This window comes from Phycicoccus endophyticus, assembly GCF_011326735.1.
GTDB lineage: Bacteria > Actinomycetota > Actinomycetes > Actinomycetales > Dermatophilaceae > Phycicoccus > Phycicoccus endophyticus.
In genome coordinates this window covers 1-24,405 of record NZ_JAANCN010000020.1, presented here as the reverse complement: position 1 = coordinate 24,405, position 24,405 = coordinate 1, and the positions used below count along the sequence as shown (strand labels likewise).

The 24,405-nt window shown below is 74.8% G+C and carries 25 protein-coding genes; 10 read left to right on the top strand and 15 right to left on the bottom strand.

Annotated elements, in window-relative coordinates:
• The first annotated feature begins 26 nt into the window (after positions 1-26).
• Positions 27-1,445 (top strand): serine hydrolase domain-containing protein, encoded by a 1,419-nt coding sequence (locus G8D98_RS15080; RefSeq protein ID WP_166105222.1) that lies wholly within the window; start codon positions 27-29, stop codon positions 1,443-1,445.
• A 16-nt stretch (positions 1,446-1,461) separates the two neighbouring features.
• Complete coding sequence (locus tag G8D98_RS15075) at positions 1,462-1,815, top strand: metallopeptidase family protein (protein ID WP_166105220.1); 354 nt, start codon at positions 1,462-1,464, stop codon at positions 1,813-1,815.
• Between the two features lie 48 nt (positions 1,816-1,863).
• On the opposite strand, the gene G8D98_RS15070 is transcribed toward G8D98_RS15075, so the two are convergent.
• From G8D98_RS15070 to ctaC, 3 genes are read right to left on the bottom strand one after another with little or no spacing between them, the layout of a single operon-like run.
• Positions 1,864-2,277: a cytochrome c oxidase subunit 4 gene (locus G8D98_RS15070; RefSeq protein WP_166105217.1), complete on the bottom strand. Its 414-nt coding sequence runs from the start codon at positions 2,275-2,277 to the stop codon at positions 1,864-1,866.
• Between the two features lie 3 nt (positions 2,278-2,280).
• Positions 2,281-4,050, bottom strand: a complete 1,770-nt coding sequence (ctaD, locus tag G8D98_RS15065; protein ID WP_166105261.1) for an aa3-type cytochrome oxidase subunit I — start codon at positions 4,048-4,050, stop codon at positions 2,281-2,283.
• A gap of 23 nt (positions 4,051-4,073) precedes the next feature.
• Positions 4,074-4,973: an aa3-type cytochrome oxidase subunit II gene (gene ctaC, locus G8D98_RS15060; protein ID WP_166105214.1), complete on the bottom strand. Its 900-nt coding sequence runs from the start codon at positions 4,971-4,973 to the stop codon at positions 4,074-4,076.
• A gap of 94 nt (positions 4,974-5,067) precedes the next feature.
• Between ctaC and G8D98_RS15055 the strand changes: the two genes are divergently transcribed.
• Together G8D98_RS15055 and G8D98_RS15050 are read left to right on the top strand one after the other, a co-directional pair.
• Complete coding sequence (locus G8D98_RS15055) at positions 5,068-6,228, top strand: aminotransferase class V-fold PLP-dependent enzyme (protein WP_229661679.1); 1,161 nt, start codon at positions 5,068-5,070, stop codon at positions 6,226-6,228.
• Positions 6,225-6,470 carry a sulfurtransferase TusA family protein gene (locus G8D98_RS15050; RefSeq protein ID WP_166105208.1) on the top strand — a complete coding sequence of 82 codons (246 nt, stop codon included), beginning with the start codon at positions 6,225-6,227 and terminating at the stop codon, positions 6,468-6,470. Before G8D98_RS15055 ends, G8D98_RS15050 begins: the two co-directional genes overlap by 4 nt.
• On the opposite strand, the gene aat is transcribed toward G8D98_RS15050, so the two are convergent.
• The 4 genes from aat to G8D98_RS15030 all read right to left on the bottom strand — a co-directional run bounded on the left by aat (position 6,428) and on the right by G8D98_RS15030 (position 9,883).
• Positions 6,428-7,132, bottom strand: coding sequence for a leucyl/phenylalanyl-tRNA--protein transferase (aat, locus tag G8D98_RS15045; protein WP_166105207.1), 705 nt, complete (start codon positions 7,130-7,132; stop codon positions 6,428-6,430). The two genes, G8D98_RS15050 and aat, sit on opposite strands and share 43 nt — an antisense overlap.
• A gap of 6 nt (positions 7,133-7,138) precedes the next feature.
• On the bottom strand, positions 7,139-8,122 hold the full coding sequence (locus G8D98_RS15040) for a carbohydrate kinase family protein (RefSeq protein WP_166105205.1): 984 nt from the start codon (positions 8,120-8,122) through the stop codon (positions 7,139-7,141).
• 77 nt (positions 8,123-8,199) lie between these two features.
• Complete coding sequence (locus G8D98_RS15035) at positions 8,200-8,571, bottom strand: HesB/IscA family protein (protein ID WP_166105202.1); 372 nt, start codon at positions 8,569-8,571, stop codon at positions 8,200-8,202.
• Between the two features lie 145 nt (positions 8,572-8,716).
• Positions 8,717-9,883, bottom strand: a complete 1,167-nt coding sequence (locus tag G8D98_RS15030; RefSeq protein ID WP_166105200.1) for a glycerate kinase family protein — start codon at positions 9,881-9,883, stop codon at positions 8,717-8,719.
• Positions 9,884-9,968: 85 nt separating this feature from the next.
• Here G8D98_RS15030 and nadA point away from each other — a divergent pair, with 85 nt between their 5' ends.
• The gene (nadA, locus tag G8D98_RS15025; protein WP_166105197.1) at positions 9,969-11,165 is read left to right on the top strand and encodes a quinolinate synthase NadA; all 1,197 of its coding nucleotides are present in this window, start codon (positions 9,969-9,971) and stop codon (positions 11,163-11,165) included.
• A gap of 58 nt (positions 11,166-11,223) precedes the next feature.
• Here the strand turns inward: nadA and G8D98_RS15020 are convergent, their stop codons facing one another.
• From G8D98_RS15020 to G8D98_RS15010, 3 genes are all read right to left on the bottom strand, one after another.
• Positions 11,224-12,756, bottom strand: a complete 1,533-nt coding sequence (locus G8D98_RS15020) for a SulP family inorganic anion transporter (protein WP_205859797.1) — start codon at positions 12,754-12,756, stop codon at positions 11,224-11,226.
• 120 nt (positions 12,757-12,876) lie between these two features.
• Positions 12,877-13,965 carry a glutathione S-transferase family protein gene (locus G8D98_RS15015; RefSeq protein ID WP_166105195.1) on the bottom strand — a complete coding sequence of 363 codons (1,089 nt, stop codon included), beginning with the start codon at positions 13,963-13,965 and terminating at the stop codon, positions 12,877-12,879.
• Positions 13,966-13,977: 12 nt separating this feature from the next.
• On the bottom strand, positions 13,978-15,339 hold the full coding sequence (locus G8D98_RS15010) for a dipeptidase (protein ID WP_268238602.1): 1,362 nt from the start codon (positions 15,337-15,339) through the stop codon (positions 13,978-13,980).
• An 88-nt stretch (positions 15,340-15,427) separates the two neighbouring features.
• Between G8D98_RS15010 and G8D98_RS15005 the strand changes: the two genes are divergently transcribed.
• Positions 15,428-16,003: a DUF3043 domain-containing protein gene (locus G8D98_RS15005; RefSeq protein ID WP_166105192.1), complete on the top strand. Its 576-nt coding sequence runs from the start codon at positions 15,428-15,430 to the stop codon at positions 16,001-16,003.
• A 43-nt stretch (positions 16,004-16,046) separates the two neighbouring features.
• On the opposite strand, the gene G8D98_RS15000 is transcribed toward G8D98_RS15005, so the two are convergent.
• A complete protein-coding gene (locus tag G8D98_RS15000) occupies positions 16,047-16,256 on the bottom strand; it encodes a hypothetical protein (protein WP_166105189.1) in 210 nt (69 codons plus the stop codon).
• Positions 16,253-17,356, bottom strand: coding sequence for a glycine cleavage system aminomethyltransferase GcvT (gene gcvT, locus G8D98_RS14995; protein WP_166105186.1), 1,104 nt, complete (start codon positions 17,354-17,356; stop codon positions 16,253-16,255). The genes G8D98_RS15000 and gcvT overlap by 4 nt, the downstream gene beginning before the upstream one ends.
• A 58-nt stretch (positions 17,357-17,414) precedes the next feature.
• Here gcvT and G8D98_RS14990 point away from each other — a divergent pair, with 58 nt between their 5' ends.
• On the top strand, positions 17,415-18,938 hold the full coding sequence (locus G8D98_RS14990; RefSeq protein WP_166105184.1) for a leucyl aminopeptidase: 1,524 nt from the start codon (positions 17,415-17,417) through the stop codon (positions 18,936-18,938).
• A 16-nt stretch (positions 18,939-18,954) separates the two neighbouring features.
• Here the strand turns inward: G8D98_RS14990 and G8D98_RS14985 are convergent, their stop codons facing one another.
• Entirely contained in the window at positions 18,955-19,146 is a 192-nt protein-coding gene (locus tag G8D98_RS14985; RefSeq protein WP_166105182.1) for a DUF5302 domain-containing protein, read from the bottom strand.
• Between the two features lie 80 nt (positions 19,147-19,226).
• A complete protein-coding gene (locus tag G8D98_RS14980) occupies positions 19,227-19,550 on the bottom strand; it encodes a hypothetical protein (protein WP_166105179.1) in 324 nt (107 codons plus the stop codon).
• Positions 19,551-19,707: 157 nt separating this feature from the next.
• Between G8D98_RS14980 and lpdA the strand changes: the two genes are divergently transcribed.
• From lpdA to G8D98_RS14965, 3 genes are read left to right on the top strand one after another with little or no spacing between them, the layout of a single operon-like run.
• Positions 19,708-21,093 (top strand): dihydrolipoyl dehydrogenase, encoded by a 1,386-nt coding sequence (gene lpdA, locus G8D98_RS14975; protein ID WP_166105176.1) that lies wholly within the window; start codon positions 19,708-19,710, stop codon positions 21,091-21,093.
• A 39-nt stretch (positions 21,094-21,132) separates the two neighbouring features.
• Positions 21,133-23,031, top strand: coding sequence for a 2-oxoglutarate dehydrogenase, E2 component, dihydrolipoamide succinyltransferase (gene sucB, locus G8D98_RS14970; RefSeq protein WP_166105174.1), 1,899 nt, complete (start codon positions 21,133-21,135; stop codon positions 23,029-23,031).
• A 10-nt stretch (positions 23,032-23,041) separates the two neighbouring features.
• Entirely contained in the window at positions 23,042-23,932 is an 891-nt protein-coding gene (locus G8D98_RS14965; RefSeq protein WP_166105171.1) for a TIGR01777 family oxidoreductase, read from the top strand.
• Position 23,933: 1 nt separating this feature from the next.
• Here the strand turns inward: G8D98_RS14965 and G8D98_RS14960 are convergent.
• A partial coding sequence (locus tag G8D98_RS14960; protein WP_205859796.1) for a hypothetical protein occupies positions 23,934-24,405 on the bottom strand: 472 nt, incomplete at its 5' end.

The following is a 24,405-nucleotide window of genomic DNA, read 5'->3' as shown; positions in this document are numbered from 1 at the left end:
GCCCCGGTGCGTCCTAGGCTGAAGCGGTGACCACGAGCGACCCCAGCACCGCCACCGTCGACGGCACCGCGCTGCCCCGCAGCACACCCGAGGCACAGGGCGTGCCCTCCGGGGCCGTCCTGGCCCTCGTCGAGCGCTGGGAGCGGCGCGGCCTCGAGCCACACTCCCTGGCCCTCCTGCGGCACGGTCACCTGGTCGCCGAGGGGTCGTGGGCGCCCTACCCCCCCGACGGCGTCCAGCTGGTCTACTCGGTGAGCAAGACCTTCACCGCGTGCGCCGTCGGCTTCGCCGTCCAGGAGGGCCTCCTGCGGCTCACCGACCGCGTCGTCGACCTCTTCCCCGAGGCGGCCGGCGTGGCCGGGCCACGGGCCGCGGCACTCACCCTGCACGACCTGCTCGCGATGCGCACCGGGCACCGTGCCGACACCCTGATCTGGCGCGAGTCGACCCCCGCGACGTTCCCGGCGACCTTCCTCGCCGCCGAGCCCGAGGAGGAGCCCGGCTGGTTCGTCTACCACAACGGCGCGAGCCTGCTCGCCGGGCTGGCCGTGCAGCGACGCAGCGGCGAGCGGCTCACCCACTACCTGCGAGCGCGGCTGCTCGACCCGCTGGGGGTGCCCGAGGCGCGCTGGAGCGCCCAGGACGGCCTCGAGCTCGGCTATTCGGGCCTGCACGTACCCACCGACGCCCTGGCCCGCCTCGGCGAGCTCGTGCGCTGCGGCGGACGCTGGCAGGGCCGCCAGCTGCTCCCCCACGGCTGGGCCGAGGCGATGACGAGCGTGCACACCGACACGAGCCACCACCCGGAGACGGCCGACTGGCAGCAGGGCTACGGCTACCAGATGTGGCGATGCCGCCACGACGCGTGGCGCGCCGACGGCGCCTTCGGCCAGTTCTCCGTCGTCGTGCCACACGCCGGGCTGGTCCTCGCGCTCACCTCGTGCACCGAGCGCACCCAGGAGACCCTCGACGCCGTGTGGGAGGAGCTGCTGCCTGCGCTGGCCGACGGGCCGCTCCCGCAGGACCCACAGGCCCAGGAGTCCCTGGAGCGTCGGCTGGCGGCTGCGCGGGTGCCCGCTCCGGACCCGGTCGAGGCGGCGCCCACCGGCTCGCCGGGGGTCTACGTGCACACGCCGACCGAGGAGGTGCCCCACCTGGAGCGGGTCGAGGTCACCCCGGCCGCGGGCGGCTGGGCCCTGACCCTGCTCGAGGACGGGCAGCGCCTCGTCGTGCCGTGTGGCGAGGGGAGGTGGCCGAGCGACCCGCACGGCCCGTGGACGGCGTGCGGCGGGTGGACCGGGCCCGACACCTTCGAGGCCGCGGTGGCCGCCGTCCAGACCCCACACGTCCTGCGGCTGCGGTGCGCGGGCGGCAGCGTCGAGGCGCAGTGGAACGGCGTCCCGCTGACCGGCGGCCTCCTCGCCCGGCAGCGCGCTCCACGGTGACCGGCGGGGGCGAGCCGTGCGGCCGCTGACCGAGACCGAGTTCGACGCGATCGTCCGCGACGCCCTCGACGAGGTGCCCGAGGAGCTCATGGCGATGCTCGACAACGTCGTCTTCCTCGTCGAGGACGAACCGCCGGCCGAGGACCCCGACCTGCTCGGGGTCTACGACGGGGTGCCGCTCACCGAGCGGGACCAGGCCTGGGCCGCAGGCGGCCTGCCCGACCGGATCGTCCTGTACCGCGGCCCACTGACCCGGATGTGCGCCGACCTGGAGGAGCTGACCGACGAGGTGGCCGTCACGGTCGTGCACGAGGTGGCGCACCACTTCGGCATCGACGACGCGGCCCTGCACCGGCTGGGCTGGGACTGACCCGGGGCGCCGGCGAGCGGTGAGCCCGCCTGCCGCGCCCGGCGGGGGCTACAGCGCGTGCTGGCCCTTCCAGTACTCGAAGGTCCAGCCGATGAGCGCCGGCACACCGAGGACGGCGCCGATGATGAACAGCCACCAGCCGACCGCGAGCCCGAGGAAGCACACCGACGCCGCGCCGGCGAGGAAGAGCGGCTGCCAGCTGTGCGGGCTGAAGAAGCCGTACTCCCCCTGGATCTCGTCGACCTCGCCGAGCGGGTCGTCCGAGGGGTCGGTCTCGAGCCGCCGGCGGGTCATCCACGTGTACCACGCGAGCATGAACCCGAGCAGCGACGCGAGCAGCAGGGTCATCACCCCGACCCACTCGACGCCGAGCTCGGTGCTCCCGGTCCACCCCCAGTAGATGGCGCACACGACCGCGGCGAAGACGCCGACGACGAGCCCGATCCGTTCCACTGCCCGCATGGCTCAGGCCTCCTCGCCGGTCGAGCCCGGCTCGTCGACGAGGCCGGCGTCCTCGATGTCGGCCGGCCCGAGGGCCGAGACCAGCCCGCTGTCCTTGCTGGCCGCCGCGTCCGGGTGCCCCGCGACATGCGCCCCGGCCGGGGCCGCCTCGGGGTGGTGCAGGTCGAAGGCCGGCCGCTCGGAGCGGATCCGCGGGATCCGGTCGAAGTTGTGCCGCGGCGGCGGGCACGAGGTGGCCCACTCCAGGGAGGCGCCGTACCCCCACGGGTCGTCGGTCTCCACCAGCGGCGCGCTCTTCCACGTCGTCCACACGTTGTAGAAGAACGGCAGCATCGAGACCGCCAGGACGAACGCCCCGATGGTCGAGATCTGGTTCATCACCGTGAAGCCGTCCTCGGGCAGGTAGTCGGCGTAGCGCCGCGGCATGCCCTGGGCGCCGAGGACGTGCTGGACGAAGAAGGTGGTGTGGAAGCCGACGAACAGCAGCCAGAAGTGGATCTTGCCCAGGCGCTCGTCGAGCATCCGCCCGGTGAGCTTGGGCCACCAGAAGTAGAAGCCGGCGAACATCGCGAACACCACGGTGCCGAAGACGACGTAGTGGAAGTGGGCGACGACGAAGTAGCTGTCGGAGAGCTGGAAGTCCAGCGCGGGGCTGGAGAGGATGATCCCGGTCAGCCCGCCGAAGAGGAAGGTCACGAGGAACCCCAGCGCCCACAGCAGCGGGGTGGAGAAGACCAGCTTCCCGCCCCACATCGTGCCGATCCAGTTGAAGAACTTCACCCCGGTGGGCACGGCGATGAGCATCGTCATGATCGCGAAGAACGGCAGCAGCACCTGGCCGGTGACGTACATGTGGTGGGCCCACACGCTGACCGACAGGGCGGCGATGGCGATCGTCGCGTAGACGAGGGTCTTGTAGCCGAAGATCGGCTTGCGCGAGAAGACCGGCAGGATCTCGCTGATGATGCCGAAGAACGGCAGCGCGATGATGTACACCTCGGGGTGGCCGAAGAACCAGAACAGGTGCTGCCACAGCAGCGGGCCGCCGCTGTCGGGCACGAAGATCTGCGCGCCGAAGCGCCGGTCGGCACCGAGCGCGAACAGGGCCGCGGCCAGCGCCGGGAAGGCGATGAGCACGAGGATCGAGGTGACGAGCACGGTCCAGGAGAAGATCGGCATCCGGAACATCGTCATCCCGGGCGCGCGCATCGTGAGGATCGTCGTGATGAAGTTGACCGCGCCGAGGATCGTCCCGAAGCCACCCAGGGCCAGGCCGAAGACCCACAGGTCGCCGCCGACGCCCGGGCTGTAGGTGCCGTCCGAGAGCGGCGCGTAGGCGAACCAGCCGAAGGCGGCCGCGCCGTTCGGGGTGAGGAAGCCGGCCGCGGCGATGAGCCCACCGAAGAGGTAGAGCCAGTAGGCGAACATGTTCAGCCGGGGGAAGGAGACATCCGGGGCCCCGATCTGCAGCGGCATCAGGGCGTTGGCGAACCCGGCGAACAGCGGCGTCGCGAACAGCAGCAGCATGATCGTGCCGTGCATCGTGAACAGCTGGTTGTACTGGTCGGGGTTGTCGACGACCTGCAGACCCGGCTCGAACAGCTCCATCCGGATCAGCAGGGCCATGATGCCGCCGAGGAGGAACCAGATGAACGAGGTGATGAGGTAGAGGTTGCCGATGACCTTGTGGTCGGTCGTCGTCACCCACCTCACGACCGTCGAGCCCGGCGCCAGCCGGCGGGTCGCCGCGGGCGCCGAGGCCTCCCGCAGCATCGTCGTGTCGGTCGCGGCGCTCATCAGTTCCCTCCGCCGGTCGTGACGTCCTGGCCGTCCATCAGCTGCTCACGGTTCAGGGTGTTGCCCAGCAGGCCGGTCTGGCCGGCCGCCCGCAGGTCGGCCATGTGCTGGTCGTACTCGGCCCGCGGGACCACCTTGACGTTGAAGAGCATCTGCGAGTGGTAGGCGCCGCACAGCTCGGCGCACTTGCCCTTGAACGTGCCCTCCTGGGTGGGGACGACCTGGAAGTGGTTGACCCGGCCGGGGATGGTGTCCATCTTCTGGAGGAACGCCGGGACCCAGAAGGAGTGGTTGACGTCGCGCGAGGTGAGCGCGAACTCCACCCGCTCCCCCACCGGCAGGTAGAGGGTGGGGATGGTCTTCTCGGCGCCGGGCTCGCCGGTGAGGATCGCCTGCGTCCCCACCTCGTGGACGTTGTCGTCGAGGTAGTTGAAGTCCCAGCTCCACTGCTTGCCGACGACGTTGATCGTGACGTCCGGCGGCGTGGAGGTGTCGACGAGGGCGTTCTCGTCGCGCGCCGTGTAGTAGAAGAGCACGACGACCATGAGCAGCGGGACGACCGTGTAGAGGATCTCGATCGGGATGTTGTAGCGCAGCTGCACCGGCAGCTCGGTGTCGCCCTGGCGGCGCCGGTAGGCCACGACGCACCAGACGATGAGGCCGATGACGAGCAGTCCCACGCCGATCGCGGCGATCCACGCACCGATCCACAGGTTCGTGACGCGCTCGCCACCCTCGGTGACCGCGTGCGGCAGCCAGCCGGTCGAGGCGTCGCCGCGCAGGTCGCCGCTGGCGCAGCCGGCGAGGGTCAGCGAGCCGAGGGCTCCGAGCAGACCCAGGCGGGCGTACCGGCCTCGTCGCCGGGGGCGACGGGACGTGGGGAGGGCGTGCTGGCGCACCGCTGCACCCTTCGTGTCGGGGACCGTGGACGAATGGAGCAAACCCTACTGCACAGGTACCTCACCGGGCATGCAGGGGGGCTACCGTCGAGGCGTGGCGCACACCCCGGTTGACCCGTCCACGACCCCCGCGCCCGACGGCGTCCTCGACGCCTCCCGGGGCCCCCTGCACCCACTCGCCCGCGCGACCCTCCAGGCGGCCGTCGAGGCGGCCTGGGCCGACCCGACGCGCCGGCACGCACCGGGTCGGGCGGCCCGGGCGCACCTCGACACCGCCCGCGGCGTCCTCGCCGGGGCGCTCGGGGTGGCGCCCGCGCAGCTGTCGGTGCACGCCAGCGCCGAGGAGGCCCTCGCCCTCGGCCTCGCCGGGCTGCGGCACGCCCGCCGCCGGGTCGGCGGCGGCGTCCTCCTCGGGGCGGTCGAGCGCTCGGTGCTGCTGCTGGAGGCGGGCGAGGATCCGGTCCCCGTCGACCGGGTCGGTCGGGTCGACCGGGACGCCTGGCGCGCGGGTCTGCAGCGCCCCGGGCTCGCCGCCGCCGCGGTGCAGACCGCCAACGGCGAGGTGGGCACCCGCCAGCCCGTGCCGGCCCTGGCGACCGCCGCCCGCGACGCCGGCGTCCCGCTCCTCGTGGACGCGAGCGCCTCTCTCGGGCGCGACCCGCTCGGCCCGGAGGGCGAGGTCCTCGTGGCCGACGCGGCCTCCTTCGGCGGGCCACCCCTCGGCCTGCTCGCGGTCCGGCCCGGCGCCCGGTGGTCCCTGCCCGGCCCGCGCCGGGAGGCGGAGCACGGACGCGCGCTCGCCCCGCCGTGGGTCCCCCTCGTGCTCGCCGCCGCCGAGGCGTGGCGGCAGACCGAGGCCGCCGCACCGGCCGACGCCGCGCAGGCCCGGGCCCTCGTCGACGACCTGCGCGAGGCCGCCGCGCGCGTCCCGGACGTGCAGGTCGCCGGCGACCCGCTCGACCGGCTCCCGCACGTCGTGACCTTCAGCGCCCTGTTCACCGACGGCGAGGCCCTCGTCGAGGAGCTCGCCCGCCGCGGCCTCGTCGTGGCCTCCGGGTCGGCCTGCGCCTCGAGCGTCCTGCGGGCGAGCCACGTCCTCACGGCGATGGGGGTTCTCTCGCACGGCAACGTCCGGGTCGTCCTGCCCCTGCTCTCGGTCGCCCCCGACCGGGCGGCGAGCGTGGCGCGGCTGTGCGCCGAGCTGCCGGACGCGGTGCACACGGTGCGCCGGCGGATGGGCACGGCCGAGCTGTGAGCGCCGAGCACGTCGTCGACGCCCGAGGCACCCGCTGCCCGGTCCCGGTGGTCCTCGCCGCGCGCGCGGCCGCGCCCCTCTCCCCCGGCGAGGTCCTCGTCCTCCTCGCCGACGACCCGGTGGCCGTGACCGACGTCCCCGCCTGGGCCTGGCTGCGCGGGCACACCGTCACCGCGCGGGAGGAGGAGGGCTGGACCCGCTACACCGTGGTCGTCGGTGTCGCCGAGGCCAGGTCGACCTGAGGGGCCTGCAGGGCGGCCCGGAGCCGGCGCAGGTACTCCTCCCGGGGCCACTCCTGCGCCCCGAGCCGGCGCAGGTGCTCGGTGGCCCACTGGACGTCGACCAGCCGACGCGGGTCGCCGTCGGCGTGGAAGCGGGCCACGAGCCCGACGAGCGCCACCTTCGAGGCGTCCCGGACCCGGTGGAACATCGACTCCCCCGCGAACAGCCCCCCGACGGCGACGCCGTACAGACCCCCGACGAGCTCACCCGCCTGCCACACCTCGACGCTGTGCGCCCAGCCGAGCTCGTGCAGGCGCAGGTAGGCCTGCGCGACCTCCTCGGTGATCCACCGGCCCTCCCGTGAGGGGTCGCCGCAGCCGGCGACGACCTCGGCGAACGCCCGGTCGACGCTCACCTCGAAGCGGCCGAGGACCTTGCGCAGCGAGGGCCGCACCCGCAGCCCCCCGGCGGGGATGACGCCCCGCGGGTCGGGCGACCACCACCCGAGGGTGCCGTGCCCGTCGCGGCCGAGGCCCATCGGGAACAGCCCCATCCGGTAGGCGGCCAGCAGCGTGCCCGGCTCGAGGTCGGCACCGGCGGCGACGAGGTCGTCGCCGGGAGTGGCGCGGGCACTGCCGAGCAGCCACGCCGTCGGCGGCGGCTCGACCGGGGGGAAGACCACGGCGGGTCAGTCCCGGGTGCACCGGACCAGCGGCGCGATCTCCTCGACCGCCGCGTCGCCGTAGGCCTCGCCGACCCGCTCCAGGAAGCGCCCGCGGCGCACCGTGTACTCCTGGGTGCCGACGGTCTCCAGGACGTGGGCGGCGAGCACCGAGCCGATCTGCGCGCAGCGCTCGTGGCCGAGGCCGCCCGCCAGCCCGACGAGGAACCCGGCGCGGAAGGCGTCGCCGACGCCCGTCGGGTCGACCCGCTCGACCTCGCCCGCGACCGGCACGTGGACGCTCTGCCCGCCCCGGGTGCGGATGAGCGCACCGTCCTTGCCGAGGGTGATCACCCGGGTCGTCACCCGCTCGTCGATCTCCTCCTGGCTCCACCCGGTCTTGGTCGAGGTCAGGTGGGACTCGTACTCGTTGGTGATGAGGATGTCCGCGCCGTCGACGAGCCGCCGGATGAACGGCCCGTCGGCGAAGGCGAGCTGCTGGGAGGGGTCGGCCACGAACGGGATCCCCCGGGAGCGGCACTCCTGGGTGTGGCGCAGCATGGCGTCCGGGTCGTCGGCCCCGATGAGCACGAGGTCGAGGCCCCACTGGTCGTGGATCGGACCGAGCTCGATCATCCGCGCCTCGGACATCGCCCCGGCGTAGAACGTGGCGATCTGGGCCATGTCGTCGTCGGTCGTGCAGACGAACCGCGCGGTGTGCTGGGTCTCGGAGACGTGGACGTGGTCGGTGACCACGCCGTGGCGGCTCAGCCACGAGCGGTAGTCGGCGAAGTCCTCACCGGCCGCCCCCACGAGCACCGGGCGGGCACCGAGGACGGCCATCCCGAAGCAGATGTTGCCGGCGACGCCGCCCCGGCGGATCTCGAGCCGGTCGGCGAGGAAGCTCACCGAGATCTTGTCCAGCTGCTCGACGACGAGGGAGTCGGCGAAGCGGCCCCGGAAGGTCATCAGGTGGTCGGTGGCGATGGACCCGGCGACGGCGATCTGCACGCCCCGAACCTACCCGTCCGTGGACATGCCGACGGGCCCGGACCCACGTCGTGTGGTCCGGGCCCGCCCGGGGGTGCTCAGCTGAAGCTGTCGCCGCAGGCGCACGAGCTGCCCGCGTTGGGGTTGTCGATGGTGAAGCCCTGCTTCTCGATGGTGTCCGAGAAGTCGATGGTCGCCCCGTCGAGGTACGGCGCGCTCATCCGGTCGACGACGACCTCGACGCCGGAGAAGTCGCGCACGAGGTCACCGTCGAGGGTGCGCTCGTCGAAGTAGAGCTGGTAGATCAGGCCGGAGCAGCCGCCGGGCTGGACCCCGACGCGCAGCCGCAGGTCGTCGCGACCCTCCTGCTCGAGCAGGGAGGACACCTTCGAGGCGGCCACGTCGGTGAGGACGACGCCGTGCGTCGCGGCCTCGGGGGCGGCCTCGGTGGTCTGGAGCTGGTCGCTCATGGGCAGGACTCCTCGTCGCTGTCGGTGGCGGTGGCCGGTCGGCCCGTCACGGGGGTGAACCCGTGGCGCCGCCCGCGTGTTCCCGGACGCCGTCCACTGTACGTGCCGCCACCCTCCGCCGGGGCCCGCGCCCCGTCCGGACCGCTCAGCGCGCCGGCGACCAGGTCCGGGCGACCCGCGCGACCCGGCCGGCCAGCGTCCCCACGGGGTCGGCGACCAGCGCCTCGACCTCCCGCGGATGGTCCGCGACCGCGTAGCAGCCCGCCAGGCCCAGCGACATCGTCTCGCGCCGGCCGACGAGGACCTCCCCGGCGACCGCGACGCACGGCCGCCCGGTGGCGAGGGTCGACTCGGCGACCCCGGAGACCACCGAGCCGCGCAGCGTGGCCCAGTCCAGCCGCCCGGTGGCGGTGACCACGAGGTCGCTGCCGGCAGCGAGCACGTCGAAGCCGGTGACCCGCAGCACCTCCGCCACACCGCCCACCTGGCGGGCCCCGAGGAGCAGGAGGGCGTAGCCGAGCCCGCCGCAGGCCCCCGCGCCGGGCTCGCGGTCCAGGCGCCGCGGCGCACCGGTGGCCAGGTCGAGCGGCCGCGTAGGCAGGACGCGGTGGAGGATCTCGGTGAAGTGCCCCAGGGCGGACTCCAGCTCCTGGGCCTGCTCGGCCGAGGCCCCCTTGCCCGGCGCGCTCGCCGCGCTCGTGCCGGAGAGGCCGAGCAGCGGCGTCGTGTCGTCGGTGGCGATGACGAGCTCGACCCCGGCGAGCCGGTCCAGGACGGCCCCGGCACCGGCGAGCGCGTCCGGGGCCGCGTCCCGCAGCGCCAGCCCGCCCCGGGCGAGGGCTGCCGGCGGCCCGGCACCGAGGGCGGCGAGCAGGCCCGCTCCCGCGTCGTTGGTCGAGCCGCCACCGAGCCCGACGACGACCCGCTCCGCGCCCTCGGCGAGGGCGGCCTCGAGCAGCTGGCCGACCCCCCAGGTGCTCGTCAGCCCGGGGTCGCGCTCGTCGGCGGAGAGCAGGTGCAGGCCGGCGGCCTGGGCGGCCTCGACGTACGCGGTGCGGCGGCCCTCCTCCTCGACGACGAGCACCGCCGCGGGCACCTCCCTCCCCAGCGGGTCGCTCACGGTCGTCGCGACGACCGTGCCCCCGAGGGCGCGCTCGAGCACGTCGAGGAAGCCCGGCCCACCGTCGGAGAGCGGGAGCAGGCGCAGCTGGTCGTGCGGCGCCCCCTCGCCCCAGCCCTCGGCGAGCGCCGACGCCGTCTGGACCGGGCCCAGGGTGTCGCCGAAGGCGTCGGGGGCGATGAGCACACGCACGGCAGTGAGCGTATCGGGGCGCGGGGCGGGGGTCGCTGCTCGGACGGTCCGGGCCCCGCGGGCGCGCCGGCCCTACGATCGGAGGGTGACGACCTCGACGGACACGCCACGGCCCGCCCCCGTCCCGCTGCTGCTGCTCGGCCACGGGCGCGAGCTGGCGAGCGAGCGGGGGGTGGAGTGTCCCGGTGAGCTGCCCGCCCCCTCCGACCCGCGGCTCGTGCAGCGCGCCCGGGCGGCCAAGGAGGCGCTCGGCGAGCGGGTCTTCGTCCTCGGCCACCACTACCAGCGCGACGAGGTCATCGAGTTCGCCGACGTCACCGGCGACTCCTTCAAGCTCGCCCGGGACGCCGCCGCACGCCCGCAGGCCGAGTACGTCGTCTTCTGCGGCGTGCACTTCATGGCCGAGTCGGCCGACATCCTCACCGGGCCGGACCAGACGGTCGTCCTGCCCGACCTCGCCGCGGGGTGCTCGATGGCCGACATGGCCGCCATCGACCAGGTCGAGGACTGCTGGGAGGACCTCGCCGCGGCGGGGGTCGCCGGGAGCACCGTCCCGGTGACGTACATGAACTCCTCGGCCGCCATCAAGGCCTTCACCGGCCGGCACGGCGGCACCGTGTGCACCTCCTCGAACGCGAGCACGGCGCTCACCTGGGCGCTCGAGCAGGCCGGCGCGGGAGGCAAGGTGCTCTTCCTGCCCGACCAGCACCTCGGCCGCAACACGTACGTGCGCGACCTCGGGGGCGCGCTCGGCGACTGCGTCGTGTGGGACCCGCACCGGCCGATGGGCGGGCTGACCCCCGAGCAGCTGCGCGCGGCGACGATGATCCTCTGGCGCGGGCACTGCTCGGTCCACGGGCGCTTCTCGCTCGAGGCGGTCCAGGCCGCCCGGCGCGAGATCCCGGACGTGCGGGTCATCGTCCACCCCGAGTGCCGCCACGAGGTCGTCGAGCAGGCCGACGAGGTCGGGTCGACCGAGCGGATCATCGCGACCATCGCGGCAGCTCCCCCCGGGACGGCGTGGGCCGTCGGCACCGAGCTCAACCTCGTCCGCCGGCTGGCCGCGCAGTTCCCGCAGCAGCGCATCGTCTTCCTCGAGAAGAACGTGTGCTACTGCTCGACGATGAACCGCATCGACCTGCCCCATCTCGTCTGGGCCCTGGAGTCCCTTCTCGAGGGCCGGGTGGTCAACCCGGTCCGGGTCGACCCGGACACCGCCCTCTCGGCCCGGGTGGCGCTGGACCGGATGCTCGCCCTCCCGGGCCGCACCGCCAAGGACTGACCGACCCGCCTCGAGTGCGCAGGCGGTCGCCGGGGCGACCGCCTGCGCACTCGAGGCGTCAGGAGGCGCCGGTGAGGTGGCCCGCGAGGCGCTCGTGCCGCTCGCGGCTGTGCCCCTCGAGGCCGACGACCTCGACCCGCTTGCCCTTGGTCGCGTACCGGTGCGTCACCGCGTCGAGCGCGGCGACGCTCGAGGCGTCCCAGACCCGCGCGGCGGTGAGGTCGACGACGACGCGCTCGGGGTCGCCGACGTAGTCGAACTGGGTCACGAGGTCGTTGCTCGAGGCGAAGAACAGCTCGCCCTCGACGGCGTACACCTTCGTGCCCTCCGCGTCGGTCGGCACCTCGCGCACCCGCGTGAGGTGGGCGACCCGGCGGGCGAAGAGCACGCTCGCGGCGAGCACCCCGACGACGACGCCGATCGCGAGGTTGCGGGTGGCCACGACGACCGCGACGGTGACGAGCATGACGCCGGTCTCGCTGCGCGGCATCCGCCGCAGCGTCGCGGGCCGGATGCTGTGCCAGTCGAACGTGCCGACCGAGACCATGACCATGACGGCCACGAGCGCGGCCATCGGGATGAGCGCGACGACGTCGCCGAGCACGACGACGAGGACGAGGAGGAAGACCCCGGCGAGGAAGGTCGAGATGCGGGTGCGCGCCCCCGAGGAGCGCACGTTGATCATCGTCTGGCCGATCATGGCGCAGCCGCCCATCCCGCCGAAGAGCCCGGTGACGACGTTCGCGACGCCCTGCCCCCACGACTCGCGGGTCTTGCTCGAGTGGGTGTCGGTGATCTCGTCGACGAGGGTCGCCGTCATGAGCGACTCCATGAGCCCGACGAGGGCCATGCCCAGGGCGTAGGGGGCGATGGTGCGCAGGGTCTCCAGGGTCGGCGGCACGTCGGGCAGCGCCAGGCCCGGCAGGGTGTGCGGCAGCGCGCCCTCGTCGCCGACGGTCGGCACGGCCAGTACCGCCGCGACGGTGAGCGCGGTCAGCCCGACGATCGCGACGAGCGGCGCCGGGACGGCGGTCGTCACCCGGGGCAGGAGCACGATGACGGCGAGCGCGGCGGCCACGAGCGGGTACACCGCCCACGGCACGCCGGTCAGGTGCGGCAGCTGGGCGAGGAAGATGAGGACGGCCAGGGAGTTGACGAAGCCGACCATGACCGATCGCGGGACGAAGCGCATGAGCCGGGCGACGCCGAGCAGGGCGAGGAGGACCTGGATGAGGCCCCCGAGGACCACCGTGGCGAGCAGGTAGTCCAGCCCGTGCTCGCGCACCACGGGGGCGACGACGAGGGCGACCGCGCCGGTGGCGGCCGAGATCATCGCCGGCCGGCCGCCGAGGACCGCGATCGAGACCGCCATCGTGAACGACGCGAACAGCCCGACGCGGGGGTCGACCCCGGCGATGACCGAGAACGAGATCGCCTCGGGGATCAGGGCCAGGGCGACGACGAGACCGGCGAGCACCTCGGTGCGCAGCCGGCGCGGGGAGCGCAGGGCCGCCAGGACGGAGGTCGTCGCCTCCTCGTGCGGGAAGCGGGCCAGCTCGGTGGTGGCGGCGGTGGGGGCAGGACGGGACACGGGCGGGGCTCCGGGGTCGGCGGTGGACGCCCCGGGCAGGCCGGGGCGGGCCCCGCACGACACCGGGCAGGACGGAACAGGTCAGGGGGCGCCGGCCGGGGCACGGCGCGGCCACCCACCCTAGCGGCGAGGCTGCGCGCTCGCCGAACCGTCCGTGGGTGCTGCGGCCGGGGGGCGGACGAGCCCGTCGGGACCCAGGAGCGGGTTGTGCGCCGGGTCGACCCGCTCCCCCGGGGGCGGCGGACCTGGGGGCGTGCCGTCGCCGAAGGCCGAGCCGCCGAGGGACTCGCGCCCGTGCGGGGTACCCCAGCCGGCGAGGTCGGGCCCCACGGGGACGATGCCGGTCGGGTTGATGTCGCGGTGGACCTCGTAGTAGTGCCGCTTGACGTGCGCGAAGTCGATCGTGTCACCGAACCCGGGGGTCTGGAACAGGTCGCGCGCGTAGGCCCACAGCACCGGCATCTCGGACAGCTTGTGCCGGTTGCACTTGAAGTGGCCGTGGTAGACGGCGTCGAAGCGCGCGAGGGTCGTGAAGAGCCGCACGTCGGCCTCGGTCACCGTCTCGCCCATGAGGTAGCGGCGGTCCGCGAGCCGTTCCTCCAACCAGTCCAGGGTCGCCCACAGCCGGCCGTAGGCCTCCTCGTAGGCGGTCTGGGTGCCGGCGAAGCCACACCGGTAGACGCCGTTGTTCACCTCGGTGTAGACCCGCTGCATCACCTCGTCCATCTCGGCGCGCAGCGGCCGGGGGTAGAGGTCCGGCGCGCCGGGGCGGTGGTGCTCGCGCCACTGGGTGGACAAGTCGAGGGTCATCGGGGCGAAGTCGTTGGTCACGAGCCGCCCGGTCGCGACCTCGACGAGCGCCGGCACGGTGATGCCGCGCGGGTAGCCCGGGAATCGGCGCTCGTAGGCGTCCTTCAGCCGTGGGATGCGCAGGACCGGGTCGAGCCCGTCCTCGTCGAGGTCGAAGGTCCAGCTGTCCTCGTCGTGGGTCGGGCCGCAGACGCCCATGGAGATGGCGTCCTCGAGCCCGAGCAGCCGGCGGACGATGATCGCCCGGTTGGCCCACGGGCAGGCGCGGGCCACGACGAGCCGGTAGCGCCCGGGCTCGACCGGCCACTCGTGCTCGCCGGAGGCCTCGCGCGTCACGCGGTCCTCGACGTAGGTGGTGTCGCGCTGGTAGTCGTCCTCGACGTAGCTGCCCTGGGCCATCGGGCCATCCTCTCAGGCGGGGAGCGCTCCCAGGCGCGCGAGGAGCAGGGCCTCGGCGAGGCAGACCCGCTCGAACTCCGCCAGGTGCAGGGACTCGTTCGCGCCGTGCGCCCGGGTGTCGGGGTCCTCGACACCGGTGACGAGGATCGCCGCGTCGGGGAAGCGCTCGGCGAAGGCGGCGACGAACGGGATGGACCCGCCGACGCCGATGTCGACCGGGGCCACCCCCCAGGCGTCGTGGAACGCGGCGCGCGCCTCGTCGTAGACCGGCCCCTCGGCGTCCGCGGCGAACCCGGCGCCCCGCTCGTCGAGCTCGACCTCGACCCGGGCCCCCCAGGGGACGTGGGCCAGCACGTGCTCCCGCAGCCGCTCGAAGGCCGCGAGGTCGTCCTCGTCGGGCGCGATCCGCATCGAGACCTTGGCGGCGGCCGTGGGCAGGAGGGTGTTGGAGGAGGTCGCGACGCTCGGGGCGTCGATGCCGATGGTCGTCAGCGACGGCTTGGTCCACATCCGGGTGAGCAGGCTGCCGGAGCCGACCGGCTCGACGCCGTCGAGCAGCCCCGACTCGCGCCGCAGCCGGGCCTCGTCGTAGTCGAGGTCGGCGGCCACGCCCTCGCGCAGCCCGGGGACCGCGAGGTTGCCCTCGTCGTCGTGGAGGGCGGCGAGCAGGCGCACGAGGACCATGAGCGCGTCCGGGACGACGCCCCCGAACATCCCGGAGTGGACGCCGTGGTCGAGCGTCGAGGCGGTGATGACGGCCCGGACGTTGCCGCGCAGCGTCGTCGTCAGGGCCGGCTCCCCGACGTCCCAGTTGCCGGAGTCGGCGAGCACGATGGCGTCGGCGCGCAGCTTCTCGCCGTGCCGCTCGAGGATGGTCGGCAGCGAGTCCGAGCCGACCTCCTCCTCCCCCTCGACGAAGACGGTCACCCCGACGGGCAGGGCGTCGCCGTGGGCCCGCAGGGCGGCGACGTGCGCCATGACGCCGGCCTTGTCGTCGGCGGCTCCGCGCCCGTAGAGCCGCCCGGCACGCTCGGTGGGCTCGAACGGCGGGCTGTCCCACAGCGCCTCGTCGCCCGGGGGCTGGACGTCGTGGTGGGCGTAGAGCATGACGGTGCGTGACCCGGGCGGGCCGGGCCGCCGGCCGATGACGGCGGGGCGCCCGCCCTCCCGGACGATCTCGACCTCGAGCCCCTCGGCACGCAGCAGCGCCGCGGTGGCCTCGGCGCTGGCCTCGACGTGCGCCGGGTCGAACGCGTCGAGGGAGACCGACGGGATGCGCGTCAGGGCGTAGAGGTCGGCGCGCACCTGCGGCATCAGGCCGCGGATCCGCTCACGCAGGTCGGTCGTCCGCTTCTCGCTCGACAGCTCGCTCACGACGACCGACCCTACCGAGCGGCGGGCGCCGTGGGGCCCCGGCCCACGGCGGCAGGGGGAGCCCGGGACAGCACCTACAGTGGGGTCCGTGTTCGGACGCAGCAAGAGTGAGCAGGCCCCGGCCCCGGCGACGCACGCCGAGCGGGAGGGTGCCAAGAACCGGCCGACCCCGCGGCGGCGCGACCAGGAGGCGGCCCGCCGCCGTCCGCTCGTCGTCACCGACCGCAAGGCGGCGCGCACGCGTGACCGGGACGAGCGCCGGGCCCAGGCCACCCAGCTGCGCCGGGCCCTCGAGACCGGGGACGAGGCGCACTACCCCGCGCGCGACCGCGGACCGGTGCGGCGCTACATCCGCGACTACGTCGACGCCCGCCGCAACCTCGGCGAGTTCCTCCTGCCGGTCATGCTCATCGTCCTCGCCCTGAGCCTCGTCCCGACGACGGCCGTGTTCACCACGAGCGTCTACCTCACGTGGCTGGCCGTGATCGCCGTCGTCGTCGACACCGTGCTCATGTGGCGCGGGCTCAAGCGGCGGCTCGTTGCCCGCTTCGGCGCCGACGCGCTGCCCCGCGGCAGCATGAGCTACGCGGTCATGCGGGTCTTCCAGATGCGCCGTGCCCGCCGGCCGGTCGTCATGGTCAAGCGCGGCGAGTTCCCGGACTGACCCGCCGGCGGCCGGGCCGACGCCGGGGCGGTCTGCCGGAGGGCTACGGCTCCAGGCTCATCGGCCCGTAGACGACCTGCTGGTCGTGCCACAGGGTGACGCTGGCGACCCCGGCCGTGGCCAGCTCGCGCCAGGTCTCACCGAGCCAGCTCTCGGCATCGGACTGGGAGGGGAAGGCCGCCGTCGTCGTCGGCGGGCCGGTGACCTCGCCGCCGTCGGCGCCGGTGAAGCTCCACGACCACCGCTCGCTCACGACCCCCGCACCCCCGCCTCGACGAACGGCGGCTTGGTCACCGTCGCCGGCAGAGCCCGGCCACGGACCTCGATGCTGACCTCGTCGCCGAGGGTCACCGACCGCTCGAGCAGGGCCAGGGCGATGCCCTGGCGGCGGGTGGGCGAGAACGTCCCCGAGGTCACCTCGCCGACGACCCGGCCCGCGGCGTCCACCACCGTGCAGTGCGGGCGGGGTATCCCCCGCCCGGTGACGACCAGGCCCCGCATGAGGCGGCCGTCCTTGGCCGCCCGCTCGGCGGTGAGCGCCTCCTTGCCCCAGAAGGTCTCCTTGTCCCAGCCGACGGCCCATGCGGCGCCCGCCATGACCGGGGTGATCTGCGGCGAGAGGTCGTTGCCGTGCAGCGGGTAGCCCATCTCGGTGCGCAGCGTGTCGCGGGCCCCGAGGCCGGCGGGCAGGCCGCCCTCGGCGGCGACCGCCTCGGCGAGCGCGTCCCAGACCGACCCGGTGACGTCCCACGGGGGGACGATCTCGTAGCCGCGCTCGCCGGTGTAGCCGGTGCGGCACACGATGACCGGCAGGCCCTCCCACCGGGTCTCGACGAAGCTCATGTAGTCGTGCCCGACGGGCAGGCCGAGGCGGGCCAGGACCTGGTCCGAGCGGGGGCCCTGGACGGCGAGCACGCCGTAGCGTTCGTGGAGGTTCTCCACGAGGACCCCCTCCGGCGCCGCATCCTCGAGCAGCCGGACGACCCGGGAGGTGTTCGCGGCGTTCGGGACGAGGAAGACGTCCTCGCCCGAGCGCAGGTACTGGATGAGGTCGTCGACGACGCCGCCGTCCTCGGCACAGCACATCGTGTACTGCGCCTGGCCCGGCCCGATCCGGCGCAGGTCGTTGGTCAGGCAGGCGTTGACGAAGTCGGCGGCCCCGGGCCCGCTCACCCGGGCCTTGCCGAGGTGGGAGACGTCGAAGAGGCCGACGCGCTCGCGCACCGCCGTGTGCTCGGCGACGACGCCGCCACCGGGGTACTCGATGGGCATCGACCAGCCCCCGAAGTCGGCCATCTTGGCCCCGAGGGCGACGTGCCGCTCGTGCAGCGGCGAGTGCAGCAGGTCGGTCATGCCGGGCACGTTACCGCGCCGGTCGGGGCGGGCCCGGAGCCCGGATAGTCTGCTGGCCATGACCTCCCTGACCGTGACGACCAAGACCGCCGCCGACCTCGCCGTCGACGCCCTCGTCCTCGGCATCGTCGGCACCGACGACGGCGCCGCCCTCGCCGCGGGGCACGGGCTCCCGCGCAAGGCCGTCGTCCACCTGCAGGCGGTGCTCGCCGACCTCGAGGCCTGCGGCGCCCCCGACGAGCTGCACCGGGTGGTCGCGGTCCCCGGGGTCAAGGCGACGTCGGTGCTGCTCGCCGGCCTCGGCAAGGCCGGCAGCCGGAGCACGTCCTTCGAGCACGGGGTGCTGCGGGAGGCCGCCGCGTCGGCCCTGCGGCCGGTGCGCACCAAGCGGCACGTCGCGGTGGCGCTGCCGACCCCCGACGTCACGAGCGTCGCCGCGGTGGCCGACGGCGCCTGGGCCGGCACCTACGCCTACGACAGGTCCACCTCGCGGGCGGCGGGCCGCCGGGGCCGCGCCTCGGCGGCGCCGGCCGGGCCCAAGGTCACCGTGGTCTCCGGCGCCGGCCAGGGCCGGGCGGTCAAGGACGCCGTGGCGCGCGCGGCCACCGTCGGCGCCGCGCGCGACTGGGCGCGCGACCTCGTCAACACCCCGCCGAACCTGCTCTTCCCGCAGTCCTTCGCCGAGGCGGTCAAGAAGCGCGTGGCCGACTCTCCCGCCAAGGTCACCGTCTCCGTGCTCGACGAGAAGGCCCTCGCCAAGGGTGGCTTCGGTGGCATCCTCGGCGTCGGGCAGGGCTCGGCGAACCCCCCGCGGATCGTCACGATGTCCTACAGCCCCTCCGGTGCCAAGGGCTCGGTGGCGCTCGTCGGCAAGGGCATCACCTTCGACTCCGGGGGCCTGAACATCAAGCCGTCGACGGGCATGGTGACGATGAAGTGCGACATGGCCGGTGCCGCAGCGGTCGCCGCCACTGTGCTCGCCGCCGCCGAGCTGGGTGGCCCGGTCGCGGTCACCGGCTACCTCTGCCTCGCCGAGAACATGCCCGGCGGGCGCGCCCAGCGCCCGAGCGACGTCGTCGTCATGCGCGACGGCACGAGCGTCGAGATCCTCGACACCGACGCCGAGGGCCGGATGGTCCTCGCGGACGGGCTCTGCCTCGCCAGCGAGAAGTCGCCGGACTGGGTGGTCGACATCGCCACGCTGACCGGGGCCCAGATGATCGCTCTCGGCAGCGACCTGTGCGGCGTCATGGGCAACGACGACGGCTTCCGCTCCGCCGTGCTCGACGCGGCCGAGACCGCGGGTGAGGGCGCCTGGCCGATGCCGCTGCCCGCGTCGCTGCGGACCAAGCTCGACACCCCGACCGCCGACATCGCCCACAAGGGCGACCGGGAGGGGGGCATGCTCACCGCGGGGATCTTCCTCTCGGAGTTCGTCGGCGAGGGGATCCCGTGGGCGCACCTCGACATCGCCGGTCCGGCGTTCAACTCCGGTGGGCCCAAGGGACGTACGCCCAAGGGCGGCACCGGCTTCGGCGTCTCGACGCTGGTCGGCCTCGTCGAGGGTCACGCCGCCCGCTGAGGCCGGGCGGGCGGGGTCAGCCGCTCTTGCGGCGGAACATCTGGGCCCGGCCGCTGGTCTCCGGGCCGTGCGCGCCCTCGACCTTGCCGTGTGCGCCGTGACGGGGGGCGTCGGTGCCCGCGTGCGGGCCCTTGGCCTCCAGCGCCGCCCGGAACTTCGCCTTGGCCTCCTCGTCGACCGGCGCCCGCTGGTGGTCCTTGGACGTCATGGACGCTCCTTCGTTCGGTGCTGCGGGAGCCTCCACCGTGGCACGCTGCGGCGGTCCCGGCCACCGGTTTACCGGGAGGCTCAGGCCCGGCCCTCGCGGCGCTGCCGGGCCGTCCACGCCCGCATCCTCGCCGGGTAGCCGGTGAGGTTGACGTCGTAGACCGGCACGCCGAGCCCGGCGGCCACGTCGAAGGCGACCGGGCGCGACGGCAGCGCCCGGCGGGTCCACTCCCCGTCGTGCGCGATGAGGACGACGGTCGTCGCCGTGACGTTCGTCGCCGGCTCCACATAGGCCTCGACCCCCCGGCGGGTCGAGGCGAACTCCGCCAGGTGGGTGCGCACCCCCGCGAGGTCGCTGCCACCCTGGCGGGCCGACCGGCGCCGCCCGCGTCTCCACCACGCCATGGGCCCACGATAGGCGCTCCGCCCCACAGGCCCGTGGTCCATGGCGTGCGGTGGTCTCGTGCGGCACCGTGGTCAGTGACAGGATGCCCCCGTGCCCAGGCGCCCACCCGCAGCGCCGGCACGACCGAGCGCCACCGCGAGAACGGAGCAGCCCCGCATGCCGGCCACCGCCGTCCAGCCCACGCACGACGTCGTCGTCCTCGGAGGGGGCAGCGGCGGCTACGCCTGCGCGCTGCGTGCGGCCGAGCTCGGCCTGTCCGTCGCGCTCGTCGAGAAGGACCTGCTCGGCGGCACCTGCCTGCACCGCGGCTGCATCCCCACCAAGGCGCTGCTGCACGCCGCGGAGGTGGCCGACGCCGCCCGCGACGCCGAGCGGTTCGGCGTGCGGGCCACGCTCGAGGGGGTCGACCTGCCCGCGGTGACCCGCTACCGCGAGGGTGTCGTCGCCCGCCTGCACCGCGGGCTGCAGGGCCTCGTGCGGGCCCGGGCGGTCGACTACGTCGAGGGCGCGGGCCGTCTCGAGGGGCCCACGTGCGTCGTGGTCGGGGAGCGCCGGCTCGTGGGGCGGCACGTCGTCCTGGCCACCGGGTCACGCGCCCGCACGCTGCCCGGTCTCGACCTCGGCGACCGGGTCGTGACGAGCGACGGCGCCCTGCGGCTGCGGGAGGTGCCCGGCCGGGTCGTCGTCCTCGGTGGTGGCGTCATCGGCGTCGAGTTCGCCTCCCTGCTGCGCTCCTTCGGGGCCGAGGTCACGGTGGTCGAGGCCCTGCCGCGGCTCGTCGCCACCGAGGACGCCTCGTCCTCGGCCGCGCTGGAACGGGCGTTCCGCCGGCGGGGCATCACCGTGCGCACCGGTGCCCGGTTCGCCTCGGCGAGCGAGGACGAACGGGCGGTGACGGTCCGTCTCGAGGACGGCACCGAGCTCGAGACGGACCTGCTGCTCGTCGCCGTCGGGCGGGCGCCGGTCACCGACGACCTCGGCTACGAGGAGGCCGGAGTCACCCTCGAGCGCGGCTTCGTCGTCACCGACGACCACGGGCGGACCGGGGTCGAGGGGCTGTGGGCGGTCGGCGACATCGTGCCGGGGCCGCAGCTGGCCCACCGGGGCTTCGCCCAGGGCATCGCGGTCGCCGAGCGCGTCGCGGGGCTCTCGCCGGCCCCCGTCGCCGACGCGCTGCTGCCCCGGGTCACCTACAGCGACCCGGAGGTCGCCTCGGTCGGGCTCACCGAGGAACAGGCCCGCGCGGAGCACGGGGAGGCGGTCGAGACCTCCAAGTACTCCCTCGGCGGCAACGGCCGCTCCCAGATCCTCGGGACGCAGGGCTTCGTCAAGCTCGTGCGGGTCGCGCACGGGCCCGTCGTCGGCGTCCACATGGTCGGGGCCCGGATGGGCGAGCAGGTCGGCGAGGCCCAGCTCGTCGTCGGCTGGGAGGCCCACCCCGAGGACGTCACGCCGTTCCTCCACGCCCACCCCACGCAGAACGAGGCCCTCGGCGAAGCCCACCTGGCGCTCGCCGGCAAGCCACTGCACGCACACAACTAGAGTGATGACCGCCAGCGCCCACGAAGGAGAGCACCACTGATGTCGGAACGTGTACAGATGCCCGCACTCGGCGAGTCCGTGACCGAGGGGACCGTGACGCGCTGGCTGAAGAGTGTCGGCGACGAGGTGGCGGTCGACGAGCCGCTCCTGGAGGTCTCCACCGACAAGGTCGACACCGAGATCCCCTCCCCCGTCGCGGGGGTGCTCCAGGAGATCCTCGTCGAGGAGGACGACACCGTGCCGGTCGGCGCCGACCTCGCCGTCGTCGGCGACGGTGAGCCCTCCTCGGGCGACTCCGACGGCGAGGGCTCCTCCTCTCAGGACCAGGGCGGCTCGGACGCCGGCCCGGACGACGAGGTCGAGGACCCCGCCGACACGGGCGCGGTCGCCGAGGCCGGTGACGAGGGCGGCCAGGAGCCGGCCGAGCCGCAGGCCGAGTCCTCCGGCGAGCCCGAGTCCCCCGACGAGCCCGAGCAGCCCTCGAGCGGTGGCTCCGGCGGCGAGGGCACGACGGTGACGATGCCGGCGCTCGGCGAGTCCGTCACCGAGGGCACGATCACCCGGTGGCTGAAGGCCGAGGGTGACGAGGTCGCCGTCGACGAGCCGCTGCTCGAGGTCTCCACCGACAAGGTCGACACCGAGATCCCCTCGCCCGCCGCAGGCACCGTCACCGCGATCCTCGTCCAGGAGGACGAGACCGTCCCGGTCGGCGCCGACCTCGCGGTCGTCGGCGGCTCCGGTGGTGGCTCGCAGGCCACCGAGGAGGCGCCGGCCGAGGCCTCGCCCGAGCGCGAGGAGGAGCCCGAGGCCGCGCCGGAGGAGCCCGCCGAGCCCGAGCCGCAGGAGCCGGCCTCCGACACCCAGGAGGAGCCCGCGCCCGCCCAGGAGGCCCCGCCGCAGGAGAAGGCCGACGAGGCGGCCGCTGCCGCGGACGAGGCGCCCTCGGGGGCGACCGGCGGCTCGAGCGCGCCCACCCCGCGCGAGAGCGACACCGACGCCAGCGCCTACGTCACCCCGCTCGTGCGCAAGCTCGCCGCGGACCACCACATCGACCTGTCGACCATCGAGGGCAGCGGGATCGGCGGCCGCATCCGCAAGCAGGACGTCCTGGCGGCCGCCGAGGCCAAGAAGGCGCCACAGCCGCAGGCGCCCGCCCCGTCCGCGCAGGCGTCGGCACCGTCGGCACCGGCCGGCCCCACCAAGGCGCCGGTCGACACCTCGCTGCGGGGCACGACCCAGCCGATGAGCCGGCTGCGCAAGACGATCGCCCGCCGGATGGTCGAGTCCCTCCAGGTCTCGGCCCAGCTGACGACCGTCGTCGAGGTCGACGTCACCCGCATCGCGCGCCTGCGCGACGCGGCCAAGGGCGACTTCGCCGCGCGCGAGGGCACCAAGCTGAGCTTCCTGCCGTTCTTCGCCCTCGCCGCGGTCGAGGCGCTCAAGGCGCACCCGACGGTCAACGCGAGCATCGAGGAGGACCAGGTGACCTACCACGGCGCCGAGCACCTCGGGATCGCCGTGGACACCGACAAGGGGCTCATCGTGCCGGTCATCCGCAACGCCGGTGACCTCAACATCGCCGGGCTGGCCCGGGGCATCGCCGACCTCGCCGAGCGCACCCGCAGCAACAAGATCGCCCCGGACGACCTCGCGGGCGGGACGTTCACGATCACCAACACCGGGTCGCGCGGCGCGCTGTTCGACACCCCGATCATCAACCAGCCCCAGGTCGGGATCCTCGGCACGGGTGCCGTCGTGCGCCGTCCGGTCGTCGTACGCAGCGAGGACGGCGGTGAGACCATCGCGATCCGCTCGATGGTCTACCTCGCCCTCTCCTACGACCACCGGATCGTCGACGGGGCCGACGCGGCGCGCTTCCTCTCGACGATGAAGCAGCGCCTCGAGGAGGGCGCGTTCGAGGCCGACCTGGGCCTCTGACGCCTCGCCCATGGCCCGTGTCGCCGTCACCGGCTCCTCCGGCCTCATCGGGACCGCCCTCGTGGCGGCGCTGCGCGCGCGCGGCGACGACGTGCTGCGGCTCGTGCGCCGCGAGCCCGCCGCTCCCGACGAGGTCCGCTGGGACCCCGCCACCCGCCGCCTCGACCCGGCGGTGCTCGACGGGGTCGACGCGGTCGTCAACCTCGCCGGCGCCGGGGTCGGCGACCACCGGTGGAGCCCGGCGTACAAGCGCGAGATCCTCGCCTCCCGCACCGACGCCACGACCGCGGTGGCGACGGCGGTGGCCGCCACGGGGGCGCCGGTACGCCTGGTCTCCGGCTCGGCCGTCGGGTTCTACGGCGACCGCGGTGACCAGCCGCTGACCGAGGCCGACGCGGCCGGTACCGGCTTCCTCGCCGAGGTCGTCCTCGCCTGGGAGGCAGCCGCCGGACCCGCGGTCGAGGCCGGTGCGCCGGTGGCCTTCGCCCGGACCGGGATCGTCATGGCCGCGGGCGGGGGCGCCATGGCACCGCTGCTGCGTTTGGCCCGCCTCGGCCTCGGCGGCCCGCTCGGCAGCGGCCGCCAGTTCTGGCCGTGGGTGACCCTCGTCGACGAGGTGCGCGCCCTCGTCCACCTCGTGGACCGCCCCGACGTCACCGGTGCGGTCAACCTCACCGGGCCGGCGCCCGCCCGGCAGCGGGAGGTCGCCGCGGCCCTCGGCCGGGCACTGCACCGCCCGGCCGTCCTCCCCGCGCCCTCGCTCGCGCTGCGGGCGGTCGTCGGGGAGTTCGCCGGGGAGATCCTCGGCAGCCAGCGGATCGTCGGCGAGGCGCTCCTCGCCAGTGGCTTCGTCCACGAGCACGCCGACCTCGACGCCGCCGCCCGGTGGCTGGTCGCCTGAGTCACCCCGCGCGGATCGCCTGGACCCGCCAGCCCGCACCGGTGCGCCGCAGCTCGACGCGGACCCGCTGGGCGCGGCCCGCCGCCCGCGGGCTGCTCCGGCCGGCGCCGGCGACCCGGTAGGCGGAGGTCGCGATGCGGGCGCGCAGCACCGCGGCACGCGCCCCCGCCTCGAACACCGTCACGTCCCGGACGCGGTAGTGCAGCCCCGCGTAGCGAAGCCCGGCCGACGACAGCTGGGCGAGCGCCGCGGCGTCACGGGCGTGCAAGGGGCCGCCGGGCGTCTCGGCTCCCTCGAGCCGGGCGGCGTCGGCCCGGCGGAAGGCCGCCGCCCGGGCCTCGGCGAGCGCCCCGAGCAGCAGCGCCGGGTGCTCGGTGGGTGCCGACGCCCCGACCCGCGGGTCGGCGGGCGCACTGACGGAGGCCGCCGGGGAGCGGGAGGCCGGGGGCGAGCGGACGGGCGAGGCGGACGAG

Coding starts and splice junctions, on each gene's coding strand:
- G8D98_RS15070 (WP_166105217.1), bottom strand. CDS start 2,277: ATGCGGGCAGTGGAACGGATCGGGCTCGTCGTCGGCGTCTTCGCCGCG.
- ctaD (WP_166105261.1), bottom strand. CDS start 4,050: ATGCTGCGGGAGGCCTCGGCGCCCGCGGCGACCCGCCGGCTGGCGCCG.
- G8D98_RS15035 (WP_166105202.1), bottom strand. CDS start 8,571: ATGAGCGACCAGCTCCAGACCACCGAGGCCGCCCCCGAGGCCGCGACG.
- G8D98_RS15015 (WP_166105195.1), bottom strand. CDS start 13,965: ATGGCCCAGGGCAGCTACGTCGAGGACGACTACCAGCGCGACACCACC.
- gcvT (WP_166105186.1), bottom strand. CDS start 17,356: ATGACCGACCTGCTGCACTCGCCGCTGCACGAGCGGCACGTCGCCCTC.
- G8D98_RS14990 (WP_166105184.1), top strand. CDS start 17,415: ATGACCTCCCTGACCGTGACGACCAAGACCGCCGCCGACCTCGCCGTC.
- G8D98_RS14985 (WP_166105182.1), bottom strand. CDS start 19,146: ATGACGTCCAAGGACCACCAGCGGGCGCCGGTCGACGAGGAGGCCAAG.
- G8D98_RS14980 (WP_166105179.1), bottom strand. CDS start 19,550: ATGGCGTGGTGGAGACGCGGGCGGCGCCGGTCGGCCCGCCAGGGTGGC.
- lpdA (WP_166105176.1), top strand. CDS start 19,708: ATGCCGGCCACCGCCGTCCAGCCCACGCACGACGTCGTCGTCCTCGGA.
- sucB (WP_166105174.1), top strand. CDS start 21,133: ATGTCGGAACGTGTACAGATGCCCGCACTCGGCGAGTCCGTGACCGAG.
- G8D98_RS14965 (WP_166105171.1), top strand. CDS start 23,042: ATGGCCCGTGTCGCCGTCACCGGCTCCTCCGGCCTCATCGGGACCGCC.